This window comes from Streptomyces sp. NPDC046939 (genome assembly GCF_040644575.1).
Lineage (GTDB): Bacteria > Actinomycetota > Actinomycetes > Streptomycetales > Streptomycetaceae > Streptomyces.
The window spans coordinates 155114-177372 of the sequence record NZ_JBEYWV010000020.1; the positions used below are offsets into that span (position 1 = coordinate 155114).

Annotated in this window: 20 protein-coding genes and 1 riboswitch; of the genes, 13 read left to right on the forward strand and 7 right to left on the reverse strand. The window is 72.6% G+C overall.

What is annotated here, in order from left to right:
• From ABZ877_RS22710 to ABZ877_RS22760, 11 genes are read left to right on the forward strand one after another with little or no spacing between them, the layout of a single operon-like run.
• Nucleotides 1-1248, forward strand: a complete 1248-nt coding sequence (locus tag ABZ877_RS22710; RefSeq protein ID WP_361074045.1) for an MCE family protein — start codon at nt 1-3, stop codon at nt 1246-1248.
• Nucleotides 1245-2306 (forward strand): MCE family protein, encoded by a 1062-nt coding sequence (locus ABZ877_RS22715; protein ID WP_361074047.1) that lies wholly within the window; start codon nt 1245-1247, stop codon nt 2304-2306. The genes ABZ877_RS22710 and ABZ877_RS22715 overlap by 4 nt, the downstream gene beginning before the upstream one ends.
• Nucleotides 2306-3340 (forward strand): MCE family protein, encoded by a 1035-nt coding sequence (locus tag ABZ877_RS22720; RefSeq protein WP_361074049.1) that lies wholly within the window; start codon nt 2306-2308, stop codon nt 3338-3340. Before ABZ877_RS22715 ends, ABZ877_RS22720 begins: the two co-directional genes overlap by 1 nt.
• 1 nt (nt 3341) lies before the next feature.
• Nucleotides 3342-4343, forward strand: coding sequence for an MCE family protein (locus ABZ877_RS22725; protein ID WP_361074051.1), 1002 nt, complete (start codon nt 3342-3344; stop codon nt 4341-4343).
• A complete protein-coding gene (locus ABZ877_RS22730; protein ID WP_361074053.1) occupies nt 4343-5503 on the forward strand; it encodes an MCE family protein in 1161 nt (386 codons plus the stop codon). Before ABZ877_RS22725 ends, ABZ877_RS22730 begins: the two co-directional genes overlap by 1 nt.
• Nucleotides 5500-6717 carry an MlaD family protein gene (locus ABZ877_RS22735; RefSeq protein ID WP_361074055.1) on the forward strand — a complete coding sequence of 406 codons (1218 nt, stop codon included), beginning with the start codon at nt 5500-5502 and terminating at the stop codon, nt 6715-6717. The genes ABZ877_RS22730 and ABZ877_RS22735 overlap by 4 nt, the downstream gene beginning before the upstream one ends.
• Nucleotides 6717-7217: a hypothetical protein gene (locus tag ABZ877_RS22740; RefSeq protein WP_361074091.1), complete on the forward strand. Its 501-nt coding sequence runs from the start codon at nt 6717-6719 to the stop codon at nt 7215-7217. The genes ABZ877_RS22735 and ABZ877_RS22740 overlap by 1 nt, the downstream gene beginning before the upstream one ends.
• On the forward strand, nt 7214-7909 hold the full coding sequence (locus tag ABZ877_RS22745; protein ID WP_361074057.1) for a hypothetical protein: 696 nt from the start codon (nt 7214-7216) through the stop codon (nt 7907-7909). Before ABZ877_RS22740 ends, ABZ877_RS22745 begins: the two co-directional genes overlap by 4 nt.
• 28 nt (nt 7910-7937) lie before the next feature.
• Nucleotides 7938-8465 (forward strand): nuclear transport factor 2 family protein, encoded by a 528-nt coding sequence (locus ABZ877_RS22750; protein ID WP_361074059.1) that lies wholly within the window; start codon nt 7938-7940, stop codon nt 8463-8465.
• Between the two features lie 22 nt (nt 8466-8487).
• Nucleotides 8488-9213 (forward strand): hypothetical protein, encoded by a 726-nt coding sequence (locus tag ABZ877_RS22755; RefSeq protein ID WP_361074061.1) that lies wholly within the window; start codon nt 8488-8490, stop codon nt 9211-9213.
• A 43-nt stretch (nt 9214-9256) separates the two neighbouring features.
• On the forward strand, nt 9257-10483 hold the full coding sequence (locus ABZ877_RS22760) for a lytic murein transglycosylase (protein ID WP_361074062.1): 1227 nt from the start codon (nt 9257-9259) through the stop codon (nt 10481-10483).
• Here ABZ877_RS22760 and ABZ877_RS22765 read toward each other — a convergent pair.
• The gene (locus ABZ877_RS22765; protein WP_361074093.1) at nt 10457-12085 is read right to left on the reverse strand and encodes a hypothetical protein; all 1629 of its coding nucleotides are present in this window, start codon (nt 12083-12085) and stop codon (nt 10457-10459) included. The two genes, ABZ877_RS22760 and ABZ877_RS22765, sit on opposite strands and share 27 nt — an antisense overlap.
• Nucleotides 12086-12192: 107 nt before the next feature.
• A complete protein-coding gene (locus ABZ877_RS22770; RefSeq protein WP_361074064.1) occupies nt 12193-13440 on the reverse strand; it encodes a cytochrome P450 in 1248 nt (415 codons plus the stop codon).
• Between the two features lie 247 nt (nt 13441-13687).
• On the opposite strand from ABZ877_RS22770, the gene ABZ877_RS22775 reads away from it, so the two are divergent.
• Both ABZ877_RS22775 and ABZ877_RS22780 read left to right on the forward strand, forming a co-directional pair.
• A complete protein-coding gene (locus ABZ877_RS22775) occupies nt 13688-14857 on the forward strand; it encodes a steroid 3-ketoacyl-CoA thiolase (RefSeq protein WP_361074065.1) in 1170 nt (389 codons plus the stop codon).
• Between the two features lie 93 nt (nt 14858-14950).
• Nucleotides 14951-16213 carry an alpha/beta hydrolase gene (locus ABZ877_RS22780; RefSeq protein WP_361074067.1) on the forward strand — a complete coding sequence of 421 codons (1263 nt, stop codon included), beginning with the start codon at nt 14951-14953 and terminating at the stop codon, nt 16211-16213.
• Here the strand turns inward: ABZ877_RS22780 and ABZ877_RS22785 are convergent.
• From ABZ877_RS22785 to ABZ877_RS22805, 5 genes are all read right to left on the reverse strand, one after another.
• Nucleotides 16210-17124 carry an ECF transporter S component gene (locus tag ABZ877_RS22785; protein WP_361074069.1) on the reverse strand — a complete coding sequence of 305 codons (915 nt, stop codon included), beginning with the start codon at nt 17122-17124 and terminating at the stop codon, nt 16210-16212. The two genes, ABZ877_RS22780 and ABZ877_RS22785, sit on opposite strands and share 4 nt — an antisense overlap.
• Before the next feature lie 101 nt (nt 17125-17225).
• Nucleotides 17226-18860 carry an ATP-binding cassette domain-containing protein gene (locus ABZ877_RS22790; RefSeq protein ID WP_361074070.1) on the reverse strand — a complete coding sequence of 545 codons (1635 nt, stop codon included), beginning with the start codon at nt 18858-18860 and terminating at the stop codon, nt 17226-17228.
• Nucleotides 18857-19987, reverse strand: a complete 1131-nt coding sequence (locus tag ABZ877_RS22795) for an energy-coupling factor transporter transmembrane component T (protein WP_361074072.1) — start codon at nt 19985-19987, stop codon at nt 18857-18859. The genes ABZ877_RS22790 and ABZ877_RS22795 overlap by 4 nt, the downstream gene beginning before the upstream one ends.
• Before the next feature lie 4 nt (nt 19988-19991).
• Nucleotides 19992-20636 (reverse strand): SCO2322 family protein, encoded by a 645-nt coding sequence (locus tag ABZ877_RS22800; protein WP_361074074.1) that lies wholly within the window; start codon nt 20634-20636, stop codon nt 19992-19994.
• The gene (locus tag ABZ877_RS22805) at nt 20633-21862 is read right to left on the reverse strand and encodes a prenyltransferase/squalene oxidase repeat-containing protein (RefSeq protein WP_361074076.1); all 1230 of its coding nucleotides are present in this window, start codon (nt 21860-21862) and stop codon (nt 20633-20635) included. The genes ABZ877_RS22800 and ABZ877_RS22805 overlap by 4 nt, the downstream gene beginning before the upstream one ends.
• Nucleotides 21863-21973: 111 nt before the next feature.
• Nucleotides 21974-22027, reverse strand: a riboswitch (cobalamin riboswitch).
• Nucleotides 22028-22259: the final 232 nt, after the last annotated feature.

Below are 22259 nucleotides of genomic sequence, written 5' to 3' on the forward strand. Positions count from 1 at the left end.
ATGGAGGTCCTTCGCCGCAGACTCGCGGGGCTCGTCTTCCTCGTCGTGCCCGCCCTGCTGATCTGGCTCGCCGTCGCCGTCTACAACAAGGACTTCGTCGACTCCGACGACGTCGTGGTCGAGACCGGCAGCGTCGGCAACGAGATGCACCTCGGCGCCGAGGTCAAGCTGCGCGGCGTCGTCGTCGGCGAGGTGCGTGACATCGACGCCACGCCCACCGGGGCCCGCCTCACCCTCGCGCTGAAGCCCGGCGTCCTCGACAGCGTCCCGGACGACGTCCGCGCGCAGATGCTGCCGACCACCCTCTTCGGCGAGCGCTACGTCGCCCTCGTACCGCCGAACGAGCCCAGCACGCGCACGCTCGCCGCCGGGGCGACCATCCCGCAGGACCGGTCCGCCAACGCCATCGAGCTCCAGCAGGTCCTCGACGACGTACTGCCGATGCTGACCGCCGTCCAGCCGCAGAAGCTGTCGGCCACGCTGTCCGCCGTCTCGCAGGCGCTCGAAGGACGCGGCAGCCAACTGGGGTCCACGCTCACCACCCTCGACGCCCACCTGCGCAAGTTCAACCCGAACCTGCCCGCCCTGAACGAGGACCTGAAGCAGCTCGTCAAGGTCTCGCACGTGTACGCCGACGCCGCGCCCGGCATCCTCGACGCGCTCACCGACCTCACCACCACCAGCGCCACCCTCGCCGAGAAGGAGGGCGACCTGGCCGGCGCCTACGGCTCCACCACCCGCGCCGCCGAGGACCTCGACGCCTTCCTGCGCGCCAACCAGGACTACATCATCCGGCTCTCCGCCACCTCGCGGCCCACCCTCCAGCTGCTCGCCAAGTACTCCTCGTCCTTCCCGTGCACCCTGCGCGCGCTCACCGAGTTCGCGCCGCGCATGGACAAGGTCCTCGGCAAGGGCACCGACCAGCCGGGCCTGCACGTGAACGTGACCACCGTCCCGTCCAAGGGCGCCTACTCCGCCGGACGCGACACCCCGTCGTACGGGGCCGGCGGCGGGCCGCGCTGCTACTCGGTGCCGTACCTGGGCGCGGCGGGCGGAACGGCGGCCAAGGCCGCCACCACCCCCGCCCCCGCCGCGCAGGACCTCGGCCCGGCCAACTCGCCGCAGGAGAACGACCTGGTGAACGAGCTCATCGCGCCCTCCGCCAAAGCGTCGCCCGACGACCTGCCCGACTGGTCGAGCACGCTCGTCGGACCGCTGTACCGGGGCACGGAGGTGAGGCTGAAGTGAGCCCCCCACAGGCAGAGTTCGGGCACGTCAAGCGGCGCTCGCTCACCGGGCCGCTCGTCAAGTCGCTCATCTTCGTCGTCGTCACCGCGCTGACCACCACCGTGCTCGGCCTGAGCATCGCCAACACGGGCGTGGGCACCGACACACGCTCGTACAAGGCCCTCTTCACGGACGTCACCGGGCTCATCGACGGCGACGGCGTCCGCATCGCCGGGGTCAAGGTCGGCGAGGTCACCGACGTGCGGGTCGTGGACCGGCGCACCGCTCAGGTCACCTTCACCGTCGCCGACGACCGGCACCTGCCGAGCACGACGACCGCCGCCGTGAAGTACCTCAACATGGTCGGGCAGCGGTACGTGTCCCTGGAGCGCGGCACCGGGAACGCCACCGGGGACCTCCAGTCCGGGGACACCATCCCGCTCGACCGGACCACGCCCGCGCTCGACCTGACCCTCCTCTTCAACGGCTTCAAGCCGCTGTTCGAGGGCCTGTCGCCGCACGACGTCAACGATCTCGCCACGTCCATCGTCAAGGTGCTCCAGGGCGAGGGCGGCACCGTCGACAGCCTCATCCAGCACGTCGGCTCGCTGTCCTCGACCGTCGCCGCCAAGGACCAGGTGATCGGCGAGGTCGTCGGCAATCTGACCGAGGTCCTGACCACCATCAACGACCGGGAAGCCCAGTTCGACGACCTTGTCACCACCCTCAAGGAGCTGGTCTCCGGGTTCGACGAGGACCGCAAGCCGCTCGGTGACGCCGTCGAGGCGATGGGCGACCTCACCACCGTCACCGCCGGATTCCTCAAGGACGCCCGCAAGCCGCTGAAGGACGACATCCACCAGCTCGGGCGGCTCTCGGACTCCCTCGGCGACGGCATCCCGCAGATAGAGAACTTCCTCGACAAGACACCCGCCAAGCTGACCGCCCTGTCCCGCCTCTCCTCGTACGGCTCCTGGTTCAACCTCTACCTGTGCGAGGCGAAGGTCGGCGGTCTGAAGATGTCCGACGGGTCGAAGCCGCCGACCGGCATCGCCGTCACCGAAGCGAGGTGCCAGTGATGAAGCCGGTCAAGGAGCGCAACCCCGTCGCCGTCGCCGTCGTCGGCCTGGTGGTGCTCGCGCTGCTCGGGCTCGCCGCCGTCAACGCGACCAGCCTCCCCGTCATCGGCGGCGGCACCACCTACACCGCCGACTTCACCGAGGCCGCCGGTCTCGGCGACGGCGACGAGGTGCGGATCGCCGGCGTCAAGGTCGGCGAGGTCACCGGGGTGAGCCTCGACGGGAACAAGGTCAAGGTCGCCTTCGAGATCGAGGACGACTCCACCTGGATCGGCGACCGCACCACCGCCGCCATCGCCATCAAGACGCTGCTCGGCGAGAAGTACGTCGCCCTCGACCCGGTCGGCGGCGAGCGTCAGGACCCGGGCGCCCGCATCCCGGTCTCCCGCACCACCTCCCCGTACGACGTGACCGAGGCGTTCGAGGACCTCAGCGGCACCATCGACCAGATCGACACCAAGCAGCTCGCCGCGAGCTTCGAGACGATCTCCGAGACGTTCAAGGACTCGCCGCCGGATGTGCGGGCCGCCGTGAAGGGCCTGTCCGCCCTTTCGAAGACCGTGTCCTCGCGCGACACGGAACTCGCCAGGCTCCTCGCGGGCAGCAAGAAGCTGACCCGGACGCTCCAGACGAAGCGGTCCAGCTTCGAGACGCTCATCGACGACGGCGGATCGCTCCTCGGCGAGCTGAAGCAGCGGCGCGCCGCCATCAAGGCGCTGCTCAGCGGCAGCGAGGCGCTCGGCCGCGAGCTGAGCGGGCTCGTCACCGACAACGAGCGGCAGCTCGGACCGACACTCCGGGCGCTCGGCCGGGTCACCGACGTCCTGGAGAAGAACCAGGGCAAGCTCGACAAGACCCTCGCGCTCGTCGGCCCCTACTACCGGCTCGTCGGCAACGCCCTCGGCAACGGCCGCTGGTTCGACAGCTACCTCTGCGGCGTCGTGCCCCGGAACTACCTGCCCGCGTCCTCGCTGCCCAAGACCTCCTGCATGCCGCCGAAGAACGGGACGTACGACGTGAAGGCCGGTGGTTGACATGACTGTGCGCAGGAAACTGCTCGTCGGCGGGGTCACGCTCGCCCTGCTGATCGCCGCCGGGGTCTTCGGCGTCCGCGCCGCCGGGTCCGAGGGCACCCGCGTCACCGCCTACTTCGACCGGGCCGTCGGCATCTACGAAGGGTCCGACCTGCGCATCCTCGGCGTGCGGGTCGGCAAGGTGGAGTCCGTGCGGCCCGAGGGCACGCGCGTGAAGGTCACCCTCGGCATCGACGACGGGGTCAAGGTGCCGGCCGACGCGCGCGCCGTGGCCGTCGCCCCGAGCGTCGTCGCCGACCGGTACGTGCAGCTCACCCCCGCCTACACCTCGGGACCCACGCTGAAGGACGGGGCCGAACTGGAGGCGTCCCGCAACCGCACCCCCGTCGAGATCGACCAGCTCTACGACAGCGTCACCGAGCTGAGCAAGGCGCTCGGGCCCGGCGGCGCCAACGCCGAGGGCGCCCTGTCCGGGCTGCTCGACACCGGCGCGAAGAACCTCAAGGGCAACGGGACCGCGATGGGCGACAGCATCGAGCAGTTCGGCAAGGCCGCCAAGACGCTGAACGGCAGCAGCGACGACCTGTTCACCACCCTCTCCCAACTGCAGTCCTTCACCACCATGCTCAAGGAGAAGGACGGCGGCGTGCGCACCGCCCAGGAGAACCTGGACGACGTCACCAGCTACTTCGCCGACAACAAGGACGACCTCGCGGGCGCCCTGAAACAGCTCGGCGCCGCCCTCGGACAGGTCAAGAAGTTCATCGCCGACAACCGGGGCGAACTGAAGAAGAACGTCGACCGGCTCGTGCCGCTCACCCAGACCCTCGTCGACCAACGGGCCTCCCTCGCCGAGGCGTTGGACGTGGCGCCGCTCGCCGCGGGCAACCTCATCAACGCCTACGACCCCAAGACCCGCATGATCGCGGGCCGCGCCGACCTCAACGAGATCAGCATGGGCGGCCCGCTGCTGCCGCTGCCCGCGGTCGGCGGTGAGCAGTGATGAACACCAGAACCCGCGTCGGCGCCGCGGCCGTCGCCGCCGTCACCGTCACGACGGCCTTCCTGTGGACCGTCGGCGCCCTCACCGTGCCCACCCCGTCGTTCGGCGGCGTCGAGGACCTGCCGCTGCCCGGCGGCGCCGACCTCGGCGCCCACCCGTACACGATCACCGCCGACATGAAGGACGTCCTCAGCCTCGTCCCGCAGTCCGCGGTGAAGGTGAACGACGTGGCCGTCGGACGCGTCACCGACATCCAGCTCGCGGGCGGCGACCGGTGGGCCGCCCGCGTCACGATGAAGGTCAACGGCGACGTACGGCTCCCCGCCGGGACCGGCGCACGGCTCGAACAGTCCAGCCTCCTCGGCGAGAAGTACGTCCAGCTCGTCACCCCGAAGGACGGCACCGGGACACTGGCCGCCGGAGACCGCATCCCGCTCTCGCGCACCGGCCGCAACTCCGAGGTCGAAGAGGTCTTCGGCGCCCTCTCCCTCCTCCTCAACGGCGGCGGCGTCAACCAGCTCAAGACCATCACCACCGAACTCAACTCCGCGCTCGGCGGCCGCGAGAACCAGGTCCGCTCCACCCTGCGCCGCGTCAACACCCTCGTCACCGACCTCGACGACCACCGCGACGACATCACCGCCGCGCTCGACGGCGTCAACCGCCTGTCGGCCACGCTCGCGCACCGCAAGGAGGACGTCGGGACCGTGCTCACCGACCTCTCGCCCGGCCTCAAGACCCTGGAGAAGCAGCGCGGCTCGCTCATGACGATGCTGCGCTCCCTCGACCGGCTCAAGGGCGTCGCCGTCGAGACCATCGACACCGGCAAGGCCGACATGGTCGCCGACCTCAAGGCCATCGCCCCCACCGTCAAGGCGCTCGCCGACTCCGGCAAGGACCTCCCCGACTCGCTCCAGGTGCTCCTCACCTACCCGTTCACCGACGAGGTGCTGCGCGGCGTCAAGGGCGACTACCTCAACACCTACCTCGACCTCACCGCCGAGAAGGGGACGACGCTGATCCCGCCGCTCACCGACTCCGCCGGGGCGCCGCCCTCACCGACGCCGACCGCGCCGGGGGACGGCACGACGCTGCGGAAGGGGAAAGCGCCGGAGAAGTCGTCACCGCTGCCCCTGCCGTCGAGCGGGGGCACACGATGATCACGCTCGCCGTCCGCCTCAAGAACCTGGCCTTCCTGATCATCGCCGTACTCGTCCTCGCGTTCCTCGGCATCCGGTACGCCGACCTCGGCCGGTTCGTGGGAGCGGCCGACTACTACACCGTGAAGGTGCAACTCCCGCGCACCGGCGGCCTCTTCACCCACTCCGACGTGACGTACCGAGGCGTCTCGGTCGGCCGGGTCGGTGACATCGACCTCACCTCCGACGGGGTCGAGGCGTCCCTGCGCATCAAGAACTCCGCGCCGCGCATCCCCGACGACGCCAAGGCCGTCGTCGCCAGCCTGTCGGCCGTCGGCGAGCAGTACATCGACCTGCGCCCCGACCGCGACGAAGGCCCCTACCTCGACGACGGCTCCCGCATCGACGCCACGGCGGCCAGCGTGCCGCGCCCCGTCACGGACGTCCTCGCCAGCGTCGACGACCTCACGACCTCCGTGCCGCTCGACTCGCTGCGCACGGTCGTCGACGAGTTCGGCAAAGCCTTCGAAGGGCGCGGCGAGGACCTCCAGGTCCTCATGGACAACGGCACCGAGTTCGTCCGCGCCGCCGACCGGGCCCTGCCCCAGACCACGCGGCTCATCGACGACGGGCAGATCGTGCTGCGCACCCAGGCCGAGGAGAGCGCCGCCATCAAGGACTTCGCGTCCGGCGCCAAGGACCTCGCCGCGACGCTCAAGTCCTCCGACAGCGACCTGCGACGCCTCATCACGACCGCGCCCGACGCCGCGACCCAGCTCAGCGGTGTCCTGCGCGACATGAACCCCGAGCTGGGCGTCGTCCTCGCCAACCTCCTCACCACCTCCGAGGTCGCCGTCACCCGGCAGCGCGGCACCGAGGAACTCCTCGTCAAGCTCCCCCAGGCCGTCGCGGCGGGCGCCACGGCCATCGACGGAAAGAAGATCAACCTCGGCATGGCGGTCACCTTCTTCAAGCCCCTGCCCTGCACAGCGGGCTACACCGGTACGCCCTACCGCCTCGGTGCGGACCTCAGCCCGGCGCCCGCCCTCAACACGGGCGCCCGCTGCACGGCACCGGCGTCCAGCGGGATCAACGTACGCGGCTCCGCGCACGCGCCGGGCAGCGGCGCGGTGCCCGAACCGGCGCGCCCCGGAGCGCTGTCGCTGCCGTCGGTCGGGGAGTCGTCCCCACCGACCGGCATGCAGGACCTGCTCGGCCTCGGGAGCGGCTCGTGATGCGGCGGGCCCTCGCCGGGGCGGGGCTCGCCGTGGCGCTCGCCGTCGGCGGGACGGGCGCCTGGACGTACGCGCAGGCCCACGGCGACGACGACCTCGCCTACGGGCGGGCACGAGACGCTGCGCTGGCCGACGGGCGCGCGGCCGTCGCCACGCTGACCACCCTGGACGCCTCCACGGCGGCCCGCGCCCGCACCGGCGTCACCACCTGGAAGACGGTCACCTCCGGGCCCCTGCGCACCCAGCTCGGCCGGCTCTCCCCGGCCACCGGGACGTCCACACGCGGCGTCGTCACCGACGCGGCGCTCACCGCGCTCGACACCCGGGCGGGCACGGCCAAACTCATCGCGACGGTCCGCGTCGAGACGACCCACCCCAACACCAAGCCCCCGACGACGTCCCGCAAACGCCTGGAGGCGACCCTGACGAGATCCTCCGGAGACACCTGGAAGGTAAAGACGCTCAGCGCGGTACCGGTGACGGAGGTGACGTCCGGATGACGCACGGCACGGAGACCCCCGGCACGACCGACGCGGCCACCGACAGCACGGACGACTCCGGAACGAACCCGGAGCCGGCCACTGGGGGCGCGACCCGAGTGGCCACTCGCGAGACGGACCCGGCGAGCGACGCGGCGACCGGGACGACGGCCGAGGACTCCGGCGGCGGAGCCCCGGTGGTCATGGGCCGGTGGCGGCGGTGGATTGTCGGCGGGGTTGCCGGTGGGGCCGTCCTCGTCGCCCTCGCCGGGGGCGTGTTGTTCTGGCAGGCCCAGGCGTTGCGGGACTCGGATGCCGCGCGGAACTCCGCTCTGACGGACGTCGAGGCGACCACCCGGGTCAGTGGGGACGTGGGCAGTGCGCTTGCCAAGGTGTTCTCGTACACGCCGGACGGTACCGACGCCACCGAGCGGTCCGCCCGGACCGTTCTGGCGGGGCAGGCCGCGCGGCAGTACGCCGAACTGTTCCAGCAGGTCAGGGCGAACGCGCGGGGGCAGCACGTCTCCCTCACCACCCGGACCGTGCGGGTCGGCACCGTCGATCTGCGGGGCTCCACCGCGCACCTGCTCGTCTTCCTCGACCAGACCGCCCGGCGCGGCGGCAAGAAGCCGGCCACGTCCGCCGCGCAGTTGTCCGTCACCGCCCGGCTCCACGACGACGTCTGGCAGATCGTCGACATCAAGGCCCGATGAATCACCGCACCGAACGAAAGGGGCGTCCATGCACCGGCTCACCCAGCCGCTGACCGCCGCCGCGGTGGCCCTCGCCCTCCTCGCGGCCGGTGTCGCCGCCTGGGCTGGCTGGTCCTGGTACGAGGCCGCCCACGACGACACCGCCGGATACGCCGCCGCCCGCGACGACGCCCTGGAGGCCGGGGAGCAGGCCGTCCAGAACCTCAACACCCTCGACCACCGCAAGCTCGGCCCGGGGCTCGACCTGTGGGAGACCTCCACCACCGGTGACCTGCACACCCAACTCGTCAAGGGCAGGGCCGCGTTCACCGAGCAGGTGCGCAGCGCCAAGACTGTCAGCACCGCGAAGGTGCTGTCCGGCGCGGTCACCGAGCTGGACGAACGCGCGGGCCGGGCCAGGGTCATGGTCGCGCTCCGCGTCACCGTACGGGCCTCGGGCCAGCAGCCCACCGACAAGGACAGCCGCATGCTCGGCGAACTCACCCGCACCGACGGCCACTGGAAGCTCAGCGCCCTCGGCCAGGCGCCGGTCGGCTCCACGGCGACCACCGACTGACCTGACCGGAAAGGACCGAGGGATGTCGACGACGACCCGCCACCACCTCAACCGCCAGCGCCGACTGGCGGCGAGACCGGCTCCCGCTCAGCTGACGGGCGCCCCCGTCGACGAGGCGGAGGAGCGAGCCGCGCCGGAGCCCCGGCCCCGGACGCGACCCCGGTCCCGGCCGCTTGTCGAGACGGACACCGCACCGGACGTGCCCGACACCCCGGCCCGCGCGGAGCGCCACCGCACCCTCCTCACCGCCCTCTGTCTCCTCACCCTCCTCCTCGGCGCCTTCGCCGGCTGGGCGTACGCCGAGGCGCGCGGGCTGCGGGACGACGCGGCGACCCGCAACACCGCGCTCACCGACGCCGCCCGCACCAGCGAGGTCAAGGGCCGGGCGGCCACGGCGGTGAACGCCCTCTTCTCCTACGACCACGCCGATCCCGGGGCCCAGCGGAAGGCCGCCGCCACCTATCTCACCGGCAAGGCCGTCGCCCAGCACCGCACGCTCCTCGCCCCGGTGCTGGCGCAGGCGGCGAAGCAGAAGACGGTGGTCACCACCACCGTCACCGACAGCGCGGTCGAGCGCATCGACGGCGACCGCGCCCGCGTCCTGGTCTTCGCCGACCAGAGCAGCACCAGCACCGCCGCGAAGGCGAAGGACGCCGCCAACTACGCGGGCGCGATGCTCGCCGTCGATCTCGTGCGCAGGGACGGCCGCTGGCTGGTCTCCGCGCTCGACACCTTCGGCGGCGGCTGATCCGCCGGCGGACCCACCGGACCCACCGGACAGAGAGGGCCCCATGCGAACCCCGCGTCAACGAATGCGCCGCCGCCTGCGCGGCACCGCCGTGGCCGTCGCCGCGACCGCGCTCCTGACCGCATCCCAAGCCCCCGACGTCGTACGGGAGTTACAGGGAAGGAAGGCGGGGGCGACCGCCCTGGACGGGCAGCCGGTCGGCAACGCCACCGGGTCGCTGCCGCCCGTCCCCTCCCAGGGCGACGGCTCGTACCACACCGAGCTGCCGCCCCTGGAGAGCCCGCCGGCGCCGAACATGGCGTTCCCGGTGCGGCAGGCGCGCGCCCAGTCCGGCATCCCGGCCACCGTCCTCGCCGCCTACCGCCGCGCCGAGTCGTCCGTGGCCCGTACGGATCCGGGCTGCCGCCTGCCGTGGCAGTTGCTCGCGGCGATCGGCAAGGTCGAGTCGGGGCAGGCGCGCGGCGGTGACGTCGACGCGCACGGCACGACCCGCCACCGCATCACCGGGCCCGCCCTGAACGGCGACGGCTTCGCCCTGATCCGGGACACCGAGAACGGCGCTTGGGACGGCGACGCCGTCTACGACCGGGCGGTCGGGCCGATGCAGTTCCTGCCCGGCACCTGGCGCCGCTGGGGCGCCGACGGCAACGGCGACGGCCGCTCCGACCCGAACAACATCTTCGACGCGGCCCTCGGCGCCGCCCGCTACCTGTGCGCGGGCGACCGCGACCTCGGCACCGCGACCGGTCTGGAGCGGGCGGTCCTCAGCTACAACTACTCGCGGGACTACCTCGATCTGGTCCTGTACTGGCTGGCGTTCTACCGCGAGGGCGTGCACACCGTGCCCGACGGGCGCGGGGTCGTCCCCGCCACGCCGGGCGCCGGATCCACGAACCCGGCCACGCGACCGGTCGGCCACGAGGACAAGGGCGACGGCGGCGCGGGCCACAAGGGCGGCGGCATCGTCATCGGGCCCCAGCCCTCCAAGAGCCCACGCCCGACCACGACTCCGAGGCCGTCCGGCAGCCCGCGCCCGACGCCCGGCCCCTCGGACTCCGTCACCCCGCCCACCAAGCCGCCGACGACACCTCCGACCGAGGAGCCGACAAAGGAGCCGACCACACCGGAGCCGACCGACCCGGGCACGGCGACCCCCTGCCCGTCCGACACCGCGTCCCCCAGCGAGGAGCCCACCCCGACCGGTACGCCGGAGAGCCCGGCCCCGTCCCCGACGGGCACCGCCTCACCGTGCGCCACACCCACCGCCTGACCCGCTCGGCGACGGCGACGACTCCCAGTGCGAGCCGATCCGGTACGTGCCGGGCGCCGCCGCCGTCACCTCCGTGAACTCGCCCTTCTCCTGCCCGCGCACCTTCAGACAGGTGCTGTCGGACTTGAGCCAGGGCGAGTACGCGACCCGCAGCGTCGCCGTCCCCGCCCGCCGGAAGCGGACCGTGACCCGCGCCCCGTCCGAGCTGACGACGGACGCGGGCGAGGACACCAGCGGCACCGCGTCCCGCACCCGGAACACCCGCCAGTGCGCGTCGCGCCACACCGGCTCCAGATAGTCGGCGCCGCCCCGGACGAACGCCGCCTCCTGCTCGGCGTACCCGTCCGGCTTGCCCTCGGGCAGCACGACGAAGCCGACCGCCCACCGGTCGAGCCACGCCCGGTACGTCGCCGCCGAGAACGTGCCGTCGTAGAACAGCCGCCCGCGCTCGATGTCCAGTTGCCGGTTCCAGCCGCGCGCCATGTTCACGTACGGGGCGAGCCGGGTCGCCTCCCGGTGGTTGCGGGCCGGTATCACCTCGACCCGGGTCCGGTCCGCGCCGAGCCGCCGCAGCTCCGTCACGACGCCGTGCGTATGGGCGGCCCAGGTCGGCACCTCCGTCGACACCTCCAGGTCGTCGGCCGTCTTCTTCACGACCCACGCCGAGGACAGCACGAGCCCGGCGACCAGGATGGCCGCCTTCAGCCGGGTGAGGCCGGGGGTGCGCACCGCGGCGAGCAGGATCGCGGGCGCGACCAGCTCCGCGAGCCGCTCCACGTTCGTCCCGATGGGGGAGGGGACGAGGTAGGTGAGGACGGTGCCGGCCGCGTAGGCCACCGCCGCCCAGCGCGCCACCCGCCAGCGCCGCGGGCCCGCCACGAGGAGGGCGAGGGAGAACAGGACGGGCGGCCAGATCCGGTCGAGGGGCATCAACTGCTCGCCCTTGAACGGGAACAGCAGCGTCGTCGTGCCGACCACCGCCGCGGGCGGTACGAGCAGCGCGGCCGCCCGGCGCCAGTCGCGGGCGCCCGCGTACCCGGCGCCGACCACCGCGAGGAACAGGCCCGCCACGGGTGACGCCATCGTGGCGAGCGCGCCGCACACCACCGCGATGACGAGCCCGCGCGGTCCGCCCCGGCCGCGCAGCGCCACGCAGGCGCCGAGCCCGAAGGCGACGCCGAGCGCGAACGTCGTACGGCCCGACGCCACGTTGCACCACAGCGCCAGGGAGAGCAGGACGGCCGGGGCCAGCGGGCGGCCGATCCCCGACCGTGCGACGCAGACGGCGCCGAGCCAGGCCGCGGCCAGGCCCGACACCACGGTCACCGGCCGCACCCCGAGCGCCGCCATCAGGTACGGCGAGATCAGCGAGTAGTTGGCGGTGTGCATGCCGCCGTACCAGAACAGGTTGTACGCGGACGCGCCGTGATCGGCGGCGAACCTGGCCCAGGCCTGCTGGGCCGCGAGATCGCCGCCGCCGGTCGCCAGGAACAGCGCCCACACCACGTACAGCGGCAGTGTCGGCGCGGTGGCGAGCAGCGCGATCCGGTGGTGCGCGGCAAGGGGGAGGCGGCGGCGCGCGGGGGCACCGCCGAGGGGCAGGTCGACCGTGGCCACGGGTACCGGTCCGTTTCCGTGTCGTCGCTTGTCGCTGGCGTGGGCATGTTCCACGGACGAAGACGCGTCTGGCAACGGAAAGGTGCAGCCGGTCAGCCGGTTATGGCCACTTTCAGTTCTTTCACACCGTTCAGCCAGGCCGCGCGGAGTCGGCGCGGGTCGCCCGCCAGGCGCAGGCCGGGCATCGCGTCGGCGACCGCCTGGAAGATCAGGTCGATCTCCTGGACGGCCAGCGACTTGCCCAGGCAGAAGTGCGGTCCGCCGCCGCCGAAGCCCAGGTGCGGGTTGGGGTCGCGGGTGATGTCGAAGACGTCCGGGTCCTCGAAGACCTCCGGGTCGTGGTTGGCGGAGGAGTAGAAGAGACCGAGGCGGTCGCCCGCGGCGATCTTCCGGCCGCCCAGCTCGGTGTCGCGGACCGCCGTGCGCTGGAAGGAGACCACCGGGGTCGCCCAGCGGACGATCTCCTCCGCCGTGGTCGCCGGCCGCCGCTCCTTGTACAGCTCCCACTGGTCCGGGTGGGTCAGGAACGCGTGCATCCCGTGGGTGATCGCGTTCCGCGTCGTCTCGTTGCCCGCCACCGCGAGCAGGATCACGAAGAAGCCGAACTCGTCCGAGGACAGATTGCCCTCGTCCTCGGCCGCCACGAGCTGGCTGACGATGTCCTTCGCCGGGCACCGCTTGCGCTCCGCCGCCAGGTTCATCGCGTAGCCGACGATCTCCATCGCCGCCTCGGCGCCGATCTCCTCCGTGATCGCGTACTCCGGGTCGTCGTACGCCACCATCTTGTTCGACCAGTCGAAGACGCGGGCCCGGTCCTCCTGCGCTATCCCGATCAGCTCGGCGATGGCCTGGAGCGGCAGCTCCACCGCCACGTCCGTCACGAAGTCGAACGTGCCGTCCGGGCCCGCCCTGCGGCGCGCGGAGGCGACGATGTCGCGGGCGCGGGTGCGCAGCGCGTCCTCCAGGGAGCGGACCGCGCGCGGTGTGAAGCCGCGCTGCACGATCTGGCGCACACGGGTGTGCTCCGGCGGGTCCATGTTCAGCATGATCAGTCGCTGGGCCTCGATCTGGTCCCGTTGGATCGAGGGGTGGAAGCGGATCACGGCGGTGTTGAGGTAGGAGGAGTACAGCTCCGGGTGGGTGGAGACGTGCTTGACGTCCGCGTGCCGGGTGACCGCCCAGTACCCCGCGTCGTCGAAGCCGGACGTTCCCGGCTCCTGCGCGATCCAGCGGACCGGCTCGGCCCGGCGGAGCGCGGCGAACTCCGGGTGGGGGACGCGGGCTTGCAGCAGGTCGGGGTCGGTGAGGTCGAACCCGTCGGGCAGCGCGGGACACGGCATGGTCTCTCCCGAGTTCTGACAGGTCGTCAGGTGTGGCTCGAAAGGTAGTGACGCGTATCGGAAGTGGCAAGGGCCATGGGTTCGCCGGTTGTCGTGGCGGTGGGTGCACGCCCCTTGCGTACCCGGGGTAAGCGCGTCGAGACTGCTCGCAGAACTGGTACGCGTTCTAGTTTCGTGTGTGGGTGACATCGGGGGGCGTCCGCCAGTTCTGGTCCTGCTGGTCCGGGAGCGTGGAAGGACGACCGTCATGGCAGCCGAACCCGTCATCGTCGAAGCCGTACGTACGCCGATCGGCAAGCGCGGCGGCGCGCTCGCCAACCTCCACCCCGCGTACCTGCTCGGGGAGACCTACCGCGAGCTGCTCGGGCGCACCGGCATCCCCGCCGACTGCGTCGAGCAGATCGTCGGCGGCACCGTCACGCACGCGGGCGAACAGTCCATGAACCCCGCGCGCACCGCCTGGCTCACGATGGGCCTGCCCTACGAGACCGCCGCCACCACCGTCGACTGCCAGTGCGGCTCCTCCCAACAGGCCGCCCACATGACCGCCAACATGATCGCCGCCGGCGTCATCGACGTCGGGGTCTCGTGCGGGGTCGAGGCCATGTCACGGGTGCCGCTCGGGTCCGGCTCCAAGCACGGGCCGGGCAAACCTTTCCCCGACGAGTGGAACGTCGACCTCCCCAACCAGTTCGAAGCCGCCGAGCGCATCGCGCGCAGGCGCGGCCTGAGCCGGGAGCACGTCGACTCCCTCGGGCTCATCTCGCAGGAGCGCGCCGGCGTCGCCTGGGCCGAGGAGCGCTTCAAGCGCGAGACGTTCGCCGTGCAGGTCCCGACGACCGAGGACGAGCAGGCCGCCGGGCAGGGGATGTGGCGCCTCGTCGACCGGGACGAAGGGTTACGGGACACGTCCATGGAAGGGCTCGCCGGGCTCAAGCCCGTCATGCCCACGGCCGTGCACACCGCGGGGAACTCCTCCCAGATATGCGACGGGGCCGCGGCCGTCCTGTGGGCCTCCAAGCGGATGGCCCGCGCCCTGAAGCTCAAGCCCCGGGCCCGGATCGTGGCCCAGGCGCTCGTCGGCGCCGATCCGCACTTCCATCTCGACGGGCCCGTCGACGCCACCCGGGCGGTGCTCGGGAAAGCCGGGATGACACTCGACGACATCGACCTCGTGGAGATCAACGAGGCGTTCGCGTCCGTCGTGCTGAGCTGGGCGCAGGTCTTCGGGCAGGACCTGGAGAAGGTCAACGTGAACGGTGGCGCCATCGCCCTCGGGCACCCCGTGGGGGCCACCGGGGCCCGTCTCATCACCACCGCCCTGCATGAACTGGAGCGGCGGGACAAGGAGTTTGCGCTGATCAGCATGTGTGCGGGTGGGGCGCTCGCCACCGGGACCATCATTCAGCGGCTCTGAGGTTGCTCGGGTTTGTCGGGGGGAGTTTCGTCCACCGCTGTCCGGGGGTGGGTCGGGTGGTGGGGGTGTGCGCGTTCTTCGTAGCGTCCCGGTATGACTCATCACAGCGTCAAGTTGGTTGGTACCGGCGAGAGTTCGGGCGGGCTTCGCGCCGTTTCCCTCGTTGTCGCCCTGGCCCTCGCCGGAGGCATCGCCGCCCCCGTCGCCCACGGGCACGCCCGCGAACCGCGGGGCTCGCTCGTCTCCGTCCACCGCGTCGCCGCCCTCGACCGGGACGGCGTCGCGCGGTGGCTGCGCGGGCAGGACATGGAGGCCGGCGCCGGCCGCTACGGAGTGCGCGCCTACCGGCTCACCTACCGGACCCTCGACCCCCACGGGCGGCCCACCACCGCCACCGGGCTCCTCACCCTCCCCGACGGGCCCCGGCACCGGCTCCGCCTCGTCTCCGACACCCACGGCACCATGGTCGACCGCGCGTACGCGCCCTCCGTCGGCGACGACATCGGGCGCGTGCCCTCCTACCTTCACGCCTCCGCCGGCGCGGCCGTCGCCGCGCCCGACTACCTCGGCCTCGGCCGCGGGCCCGGGACCCACCCCTACATGGACACCGCCTCCTCCGTCACCGCCTCCCTCGACATGCTGCGCGCCGCCCGGCACGCCGTCGGCCGACTCGGACGGTCGCTCAGCGGCGACGTGTACGCCACCGGGTTCTCCCAGGGCGGGCAGGTCGCCATGGCCCTGGGCGCCACGCTGCAGACCGGCGGCGACCGGCACTTCCGGCTGCGCGCGCTCGCGCCCGTCAGCGGGCCGTACGACCTGTCCGGGGTCGAGGTCCCCGCCCTCTTCGACGGGCGGGTCAACGACACCAGCGGGCTGCTCTACGCGTCCTACCTGCTCGCCGCCCAGAACCGGCTGCACCCCCTGTGGAAGGACCCGCGCGACGTCTTCCGCGCGCCGTACGACCGGCGCGTCGAGGCCCTCTACGACAGTGAGCACACCGAGGAGGACGTGTTCAAGGCGCTGCCCGGGAGCGTGCGGGAGCTGCTCACTCCCTCGTACGCGGCGCAGATGCGGCGGCCGACCGGGGCGCTGAAGCGGATGCTGGCCGCCAATGACGGGGCCTGTGCCTGGAAGCCCGACGTCCCCGTGCGGTTGTACGCCTCGGCCGGGGACACCGATGTGCCCATCGGGAACGCGCGGAGCTGTGTCGCGCGGTTGCGGGAGAATGGGGTGGAGCGGTCCGTGCCCGTGCTCGACCAAGGGGCCGTCGATCACTTCGGGGGGTTTCGGAAGGCCGCGCCCCAGGTGGTGCGGTGGTTTGCCTCTCTGGCCTCGGCTTCCGCTTCGGCTGGTTAGGGCTTGTCGGTGGTGAACGTCACCGGGGTCTCGAACGCCGCCCTTCGTGTCGCCCTGCGCAGTGCCTTCAGGACCGCGCCGCCCGCCGTCAGCGTCAGGACCACGGTCAGCGCGGCCCTGCCCAGGTCCCAGCCGAGCGACGTCGCCGCGCAGTACGCGAGGAAGCGGGCCAGGTTGTCGTGGAGCGATGCGTCCGGCTGGTACGCGACCGAGGAGGCCAGCGCGTTCATGAACGGCCAGCCGGCCAGGTTCATGATCGTGCCGTACGCGAACGCGGCGAGGAAGCCGTAGGCGGCGAGCATGGCGCGCTCGGCGCGGCCGCGCAGGGTGTGCGGGGCCGGGAGCAGGCCCGCGCCCATCGTGAACCAGCCCATCGACAGCATCTGGAACGGCATCCACGGGCCGACGCCGCCGGTCAGCAGGGCCGAGGCGAACATGCTGAGGGAGCCGAGCACGAAGCCGAAGCCCGGGCCGAGGACGCGGCCGCTCAGCACCATCAGGAAGAACATCGGCTCGATGCCCGCCGTGCCCGCGCCGATCGGGCGCAGGGCGGCTCCGGCGGCGGCCAGGACGCCGAGCATCGCCACGGCTTTCGGGCCCATGCCCGACTCGGAGATCGTCGCCGCGACCACGGCCACGAGGAGGACGAGCAGGCCCGCGAAGAGCCATGGGGCGTCCTGGGCGTGGGCGGTGAGCTGGGAGCCGGGGCCGGTGATCAGCGGCCAGCCGATCGCGATGACGCCCACCGCGCTGACCATCAGCAGGGCGGCGACGGAGCGCGGGCCCAGGCGGACGGGATTGGCCTGGCGGTCATGGACGGCGGGGTCGTTGCGCCCTCTCTTGCGAAGTGGGGCGGGGCCACGCCGGCGTACCTCCTCGGCCGGATCGGTCCGGTCGCCACCCGACGCCATAGGCGGGTCGTCCGGTGCTGAGTTCCCGCGGTGTCCTGCGGGGGCACCCCGACGCGTCCCCTCCTGTTTCGTGTGCGGCCTCGCCTCCGGTCCTTCGTCCGTCACGACAACGCCTCCCTGACCTGGCCGACCGTCAGCCAGGGCTGCGGAGCCAGGATCTTCGCCACCTGGGGCGCGAAGGAGGGGGAGGACGTGACCGTCTCCGGGGTCGGGCCGTCGGCCACCACCTCGCCGTCCGCGAGGATGGCCACCCGGTGCGTCAGCTCGGCCGCCAGCTCCACGTCATGGGTTGCCATGATGATCGCGTGGCCCTGGGAGGAGAGGTCGCGGAGGATCGTCGTCAGGCGCTCCTTCGCCGCGTAGTCCAGGCCCCGGGTCGGTTCGTCCAGGAGGAGCAGGGGCGGGGCGGCCGCCAGCACGATCGCCAGGGCGAGGGTGAGGCGCTGGCCCTCGGAGAGGTCGCGGGGGTGGGTGTCGTCCCCGATCCCCGGGAGGAGTTCTGAGAGCAGGGCGCGGCAGGTGCCGGGTTCCGCGGCGGCGTCCTTGTCCGCCGCCGCGCACTCCGCCTCCACCGTGTCCGCGCAGAGCAGGTCCCGGGGTTCCTGGGGGACCAGCCCCACGTTGCGGATCAATTCGCGGGGGGACAGTCGGTGGGGTGCCCTTCCGTTCACTTCCGCGGTGCCGCTTGTCGGCTTGATCATCCCGGTCAGCGTGGCAAGTAGTGTCGATTTCCCGGCGCCGTTGCGCCCCATGAGCGCGACGATCTCGCCGCTCGCCACGTTCAGATTCACGTGGCGCAGGGCTTCCACCCGTCCTCGGCGGACCATCAGATTGCTGACGCGGGCGAGACCAATCCCGCCAGGGGCGCGGGGAACTGCGCGACCAGCCACGGTGGACGGGTGGTCGGGAGACGGGGCTGCGTCGGCAAGGCGGGACCGTAGACCCGCGGCCGCGCGCCGCGCGTCCCTCACTGTGAGGGGGAGGGGGGTCCAGCCCGCCAACCGGCCCAGGCCCACCACAGGCGGGTACACAGGGGACCGTGCCATCACTGTCGCCGGGTCTCCGACCACGAGGGGTTCTCCGGGCGCGGGGAGCAGAGCCACCTGGTCCGCGTACTGGACCACTCGTTCCAGGCGGTGCTCCGCCATCAGGATCGTCGTGCCGAGGTCGTGGACCAGGCGTTGGAGCACCGCCAAGACCTCTTCCGCCGCCGCCGGATCGAGCGCCGATGTCGGTTCGTCCAGGACCAGGACCTGGGGGTGCGTCGTCAGGACCGAGCCGATCGCCACGCGCTGTTGCTGACCGCCGGAGAGGGTGGTGATCGGGCGGTCGCGGAGCGGGGCCAGGCCCAGGAGGTCCAGGGTTTCCTCGACCCGGCGGCGCATGGTGGGGGGTGCCAGGCCCAGGGATTCCATGCCGTACGCGAGTTCGTCCTCGACCGTGTCCGTGACGAAGTGCGCGAGCGGGTCCTGGCCCACCGTGCCGACCACGTCCGCCAGTTCGCGGGGCTTGTGCGTGCGGGTGTCCCGGCCCGCGACCGTGACCCTGCCGGTGAGCGTGCCTCCCGTGAAGTGCGGTACGAGTCCGCTGACCGCACCGAGGAGGGTTGATTTGCCGACCCCCGAGGGGCCCGCAAGCAGCATCAACTCGCCTTCCGGCACCGTCAGGTCGATGCCGGTGAGGGTGGGGTGCTCGGCGTCGTCGTAGCGGACGGAGACGTTCTCGAAGTGGATCATCGGGGTGCCTTCGGCGGGCGGTCGGTGGAGGGGCGGTCGGGGGCCGGGGCCACGACCGCGGGGAGCAGCGCCAGGAGGATGCCCGCCGCCGGCCACAGGGGGAGGGTGGGCGTGGTCAGGGGGACGATCTGGGGCTGGAGTGCCGCCGGGTCCGTCGTCGACGTCCAGATCATCAGCGTGGCCGTCGCCGCGCCTGACGCCGCGATCAGCCAGGCCCGTACGCCCCAGACGTCCGGGCGGTAGCGGGTGCGGACCGAGCGGCGGCCGCCCAGCCACAGGCCCGCCAGCGCCGACGCCGTGCCGATGAGGAGCACCGGGAGGCCGTAGGCGGCTCCCGACGCGGCGAGGAGGCCGTACGTGCCCGCGCAGACGCCGATCAGGCCGCCCAGGGTGAGCGCCGCCGTCGCCCGGCGGACCGGGGCGGGGACCTTCGCCGTACGGCCGTAGCCGCGGGCGTCCATCGCCGCCGCCAGGGACACCGAGCGCTCCAGGGCGCCTTCCAGGACCGGGAGGCCGACCTGGAGCAGGCCGTGCAGTCCGCTGTCCGGGCGGCCGCGCAGACGGCGGGCCGCGCGGAGGCGGCGGACGTCCGCGATCAGGTTCGGGGCGAAGGTCATGGCTACGACCACCGCTACGCCTGCCTCGTAGAGCGCGCCGGGGAGCGATTTCAGGAGGCGGGAGGGGGAGGCCAGGGCGTTCGCCGCTCCTACGCAGATGAGGAGCGTCGCCAGTTTCAGGCCGTCGTAGAACGCGAAGGTCAGGCCCTCGAGAGTGACCTTGCCGCCGATCCGGACCCCTTGCGCCCAGTCGGGGAGCGGGATCTCCGGGAGCATGAAGAGGAGGTGCGTGCCCGGGATGGGGGAGCCCAGGAGCGCGGCGAAGAGCAGGCGGACGGCGATCACCGCCAGGCCCAGCTTCACGAACGCCCCGTACGAGCGCGCCCACGGGGCCTCCGTGCGCCGCGCCGCCACCACGTAGCCCGCGACCCCGATCAGGAGTGCGAGGAGCAGCGGGTTCGTCGTGCGGGACGCCGCCGTGCCCAGGCCGAGCGCCCAGACCCACCAGGCGCCCGGGTGCACGGCATTGGAACGGTGGGCCCGCGGGGCCCGCAGCGTACGGCCGGTCATCGCGTCAGCCGCGGCGGCGCTTGGCCTGCCAGATCGCGCCGACGCCGAGCGCGGCGACGACGGCGATCCCGGCGACCACTCCGACGGACGGACCCGAGTGCGAGGACTTGGCCGGGCTCGCGGACTTCGTCTCCGAGGAGTCCGTCACCTGCTCGCCGCAGCCGCTGTGCGGGTAGCCGGAGATGGCGCACAGCAGCGCGTTGCTGTCGTAGCGCAGCGGCTTCGCGACCGAGGCCAGCGCGTCGGCCGTCGTCGCGTCCGCGCCGACCTGCGCGCAGGCCGTACGCGCCTTCGGCGGTGTCTCGCCGCCGGGGGCGTCCTGACCTGTGCCGAAGTCGATGACCAGGGCTACGCGCTTGGTGTCGGCCTTGGGCTCGGTGCCGGCGCAGATCGTGGTGAAGTCGGTGGTGCCGCGCGGTTGCGTGGCGTCCTTGGAGTCCGCGCTCACGGAGAAACGGAAGCCCTGCACGTCACCGTCGGACGGCCGCGTGCCGGACGGTCCCATGGAGGCGTAGGTCCAGGCGCCGTCGCCCCGCTCCCAGAACGACCAGTAGCGGTAGCCCGCCGCCTGCGCGGGGACGGCCGTCAGGGCGAGCAGTGCGGCCAGCAGGCCCAGGACGAGCGCGGCCGTCGTTCTCGTACGGGTCACGGCTGCTGCTTCTTGCGGCCGCTGAGCAGGAAGCCCGCGCCCACGGCGGCGACGAACATGACGCCGACGATCCACCAGGTGCCGAAGCCGTCGCTCTTGTCGTCCTTGTCCTCGTCCTCGTCGGCCGCCTTCGCGGAGGCGGGCGCCGGGCCCGTCTTGTTCAGAGCACTGACCAGATCGGTGCCCGCGAAGTCGCGCGGGTCGTTGCCGGTCGCGTGCGCGGCGAAGATGAGCTGGGCGTACGCGGCGGGGCCGGACTTTGCGGCCCAGCCCTTCGCGTTCTTCTCCAGCCAGGCGTACGGGTCCTTCGTGTACTTCACGCCCTCGGCGGCGGCGACCGCGACGACCGCGTCCGCCGTGTTGCCGTAGTCGGGCTGGTCCTCGGCCCCGGCGAGCTGCGACTTCAGGTACAGGTGCGTGGAGAGCTGGTTCTGGAGGTAGACGGCGCCGTTGCGCGCGACCGCCTCCGGTGTCCTGCCGTCCTCGCACGTGTACGCGTCCGGGGCCTTGCCCTTCCCGGGCGCGAAGCCGGTACCGAGCGCGCCCAGGACGCCGGCCGCGGTGGCGTCGGCGTTCGCCGCGAGCTTGCCCTTCTTGTCGGGCTGGTAGGCGAGGGCGCCGCCGCCGTTCTTCCCGGCGGAACAGGGCAGGGCGAGGGAGGCGAGGGCGTCGAACGGGGACTTGCCCGGGCCGGACTTCACCTCGGCGGGCTTCTCACCGGCGGCGACGAGTGCGCCGATGACGACGGAGGTGGAGTTGGCGTCACTGTCGCCGCCCAGGTTGTAGCCCCAGCCCCCGTCACCGTTCTGCGCCTTCTTCAGCCAGTCGACGCCCTTGGCGACCTCGCCGTCCCGGCCGCCGACCGCGGCGAGCGCCTGGACGGCGGCGGCCGTGCTGTTGCTGTCGACCGGGGTCTTGGCGTCGCACGCCTTGCCGGGTTCGGCGCGGAAGGCGCCCCAGGCGCCGTTCTCGCACTGCTGCCCCGCGAGCCACGTGACCGCCTTGTCCGCGGGCTTCACGCCGACGGTGTCCTGGGCGATCAGCGCGAGTGACTGGCGCCACACGCCGTCGTACGTCGGGTCGGTCTTGCCGTACAGGCCCGAGGGGACGACGGGCTTCGGCGAGGGGGAGGCACTGGCAGCACCGTCGGCGAACGCGGCCTGCGCGCTCACGGCGCCGATCGCGACGGTCGCGGCGACGAGCGCGGCGCTGCGGCGAATGTTCATGGTGCGGCGGGTGCCTCTCCCTGCGGGGGACCGGGCGGCACGGCACATGGGCACCGGGCGGCTCCGGCCCCGTATGCCTCGACGGTCCTGAGCCGATCACGACGCGGCCCAGGCATTCCGGCTGTGACGGCTGCGGGATCAGCGCCGGACTCCCACCGGCTTCCCCTGGGCCACGCATATGACGACCCACTCACTGTACCGGCCCCGCTCCAGCACCTCCGGGTGAGGCTGGCGCACCCTCGTCAGCGCCGTGCCCCTCGGGGCCGAAGCGAGTCCGCGGGCCCGTCGTGGCTGGTCGCGCAGTTCCCCGCGCCCCTGAGATGCGCACTCCGTGCGCCATCTCAGGGGCGCGCCGTCGGGGAAGGCGCGAGCGGTAGTCGACGGCGCCCTGCGTCAT

Excerpts from the sequence above, each read along its gene's own strand:
- ABZ877_RS22780 (WP_361074067.1), top strand. The coding sequence starts at position 14,951 with ATGACTCATCACAGCGTCAAGTTGGTTGGTACCGGCGAGAGTTCGGGC.
- ABZ877_RS22755 (WP_361074061.1), top strand. The coding sequence starts at position 8,488 with ATGTCGACGACGACCCGCCACCACCTCAACCGCCAGCGCCGACTGGCG.
- ABZ877_RS22740 (WP_361074091.1), top strand. The coding sequence starts at position 6,717 with ATGCGGCGGGCCCTCGCCGGGGCGGGGCTCGCCGTGGCGCTCGCCGTC.
- ABZ877_RS22805 (WP_361074076.1), bottom strand. The coding sequence starts at position 21,862 with ATGAACATTCGCCGCAGCGCCGCGCTCGTCGCCGCGACCGTCGCGATC.
- ABZ877_RS22745 (WP_361074057.1), top strand. The coding sequence starts at position 7,214 with ATGACGCACGGCACGGAGACCCCCGGCACGACCGACGCGGCCACCGAC.
- ABZ877_RS22785 (WP_361074069.1), bottom strand. The coding sequence starts at position 17,124 with ATGGCGTCGGGTGGCGACCGGACCGATCCGGCCGAGGAGGTACGCCGG.
- ABZ877_RS22760 (WP_361074062.1), top strand. The coding sequence starts at position 9,257 with ATGCGAACCCCGCGTCAACGAATGCGCCGCCGCCTGCGCGGCACCGCC.
- ABZ877_RS22725 (WP_361074051.1), top strand. The coding sequence starts at position 3,342 with ATGACTGTGCGCAGGAAACTGCTCGTCGGCGGGGTCACGCTCGCCCTG.
- ABZ877_RS22720 (WP_361074049.1), top strand. The coding sequence starts at position 2,306 with ATGAAGCCGGTCAAGGAGCGCAACCCCGTCGCCGTCGCCGTCGTCGGC.
- ABZ877_RS22790 (WP_361074070.1), bottom strand. The coding sequence starts at position 18,860 with ATGATCCACTTCGAGAACGTCTCCGTCCGCTACGACGACGCCGAGCAC.
- ABZ877_RS22770 (WP_361074064.1), bottom strand. The coding sequence starts at position 13,440 with ATGCCGTGTCCCGCGCTGCCCGACGGGTTCGACCTCACCGACCCCGAC.
- ABZ877_RS22710 (WP_361074045.1), top strand. The coding sequence starts at position 1 with ATGGAGGTCCTTCGCCGCAGACTCGCGGGGCTCGTCTTCCTCGTCGTG.
- ABZ877_RS22730 (WP_361074053.1), top strand. The coding sequence starts at position 4,343 with ATGAACACCAGAACCCGCGTCGGCGCCGCGGCCGTCGCCGCCGTCACC.
- ABZ877_RS22795 (WP_361074072.1), bottom strand. The coding sequence starts at position 19,987 with ATGACCGGCCGTACGCTGCGGGCCCCGCGGGCCCACCGTTCCAATGCC.
- ABZ877_RS22775 (WP_361074065.1), top strand. The coding sequence starts at position 13,688 with ATGGCAGCCGAACCCGTCATCGTCGAAGCCGTACGTACGCCGATCGGC.
- ABZ877_RS22750 (WP_361074059.1), top strand. The coding sequence starts at position 7,938 with ATGCACCGGCTCACCCAGCCGCTGACCGCCGCCGCGGTGGCCCTCGCC.
- ABZ877_RS22735 (WP_361074055.1), top strand. The coding sequence starts at position 5,500 with ATGATCACGCTCGCCGTCCGCCTCAAGAACCTGGCCTTCCTGATCATC.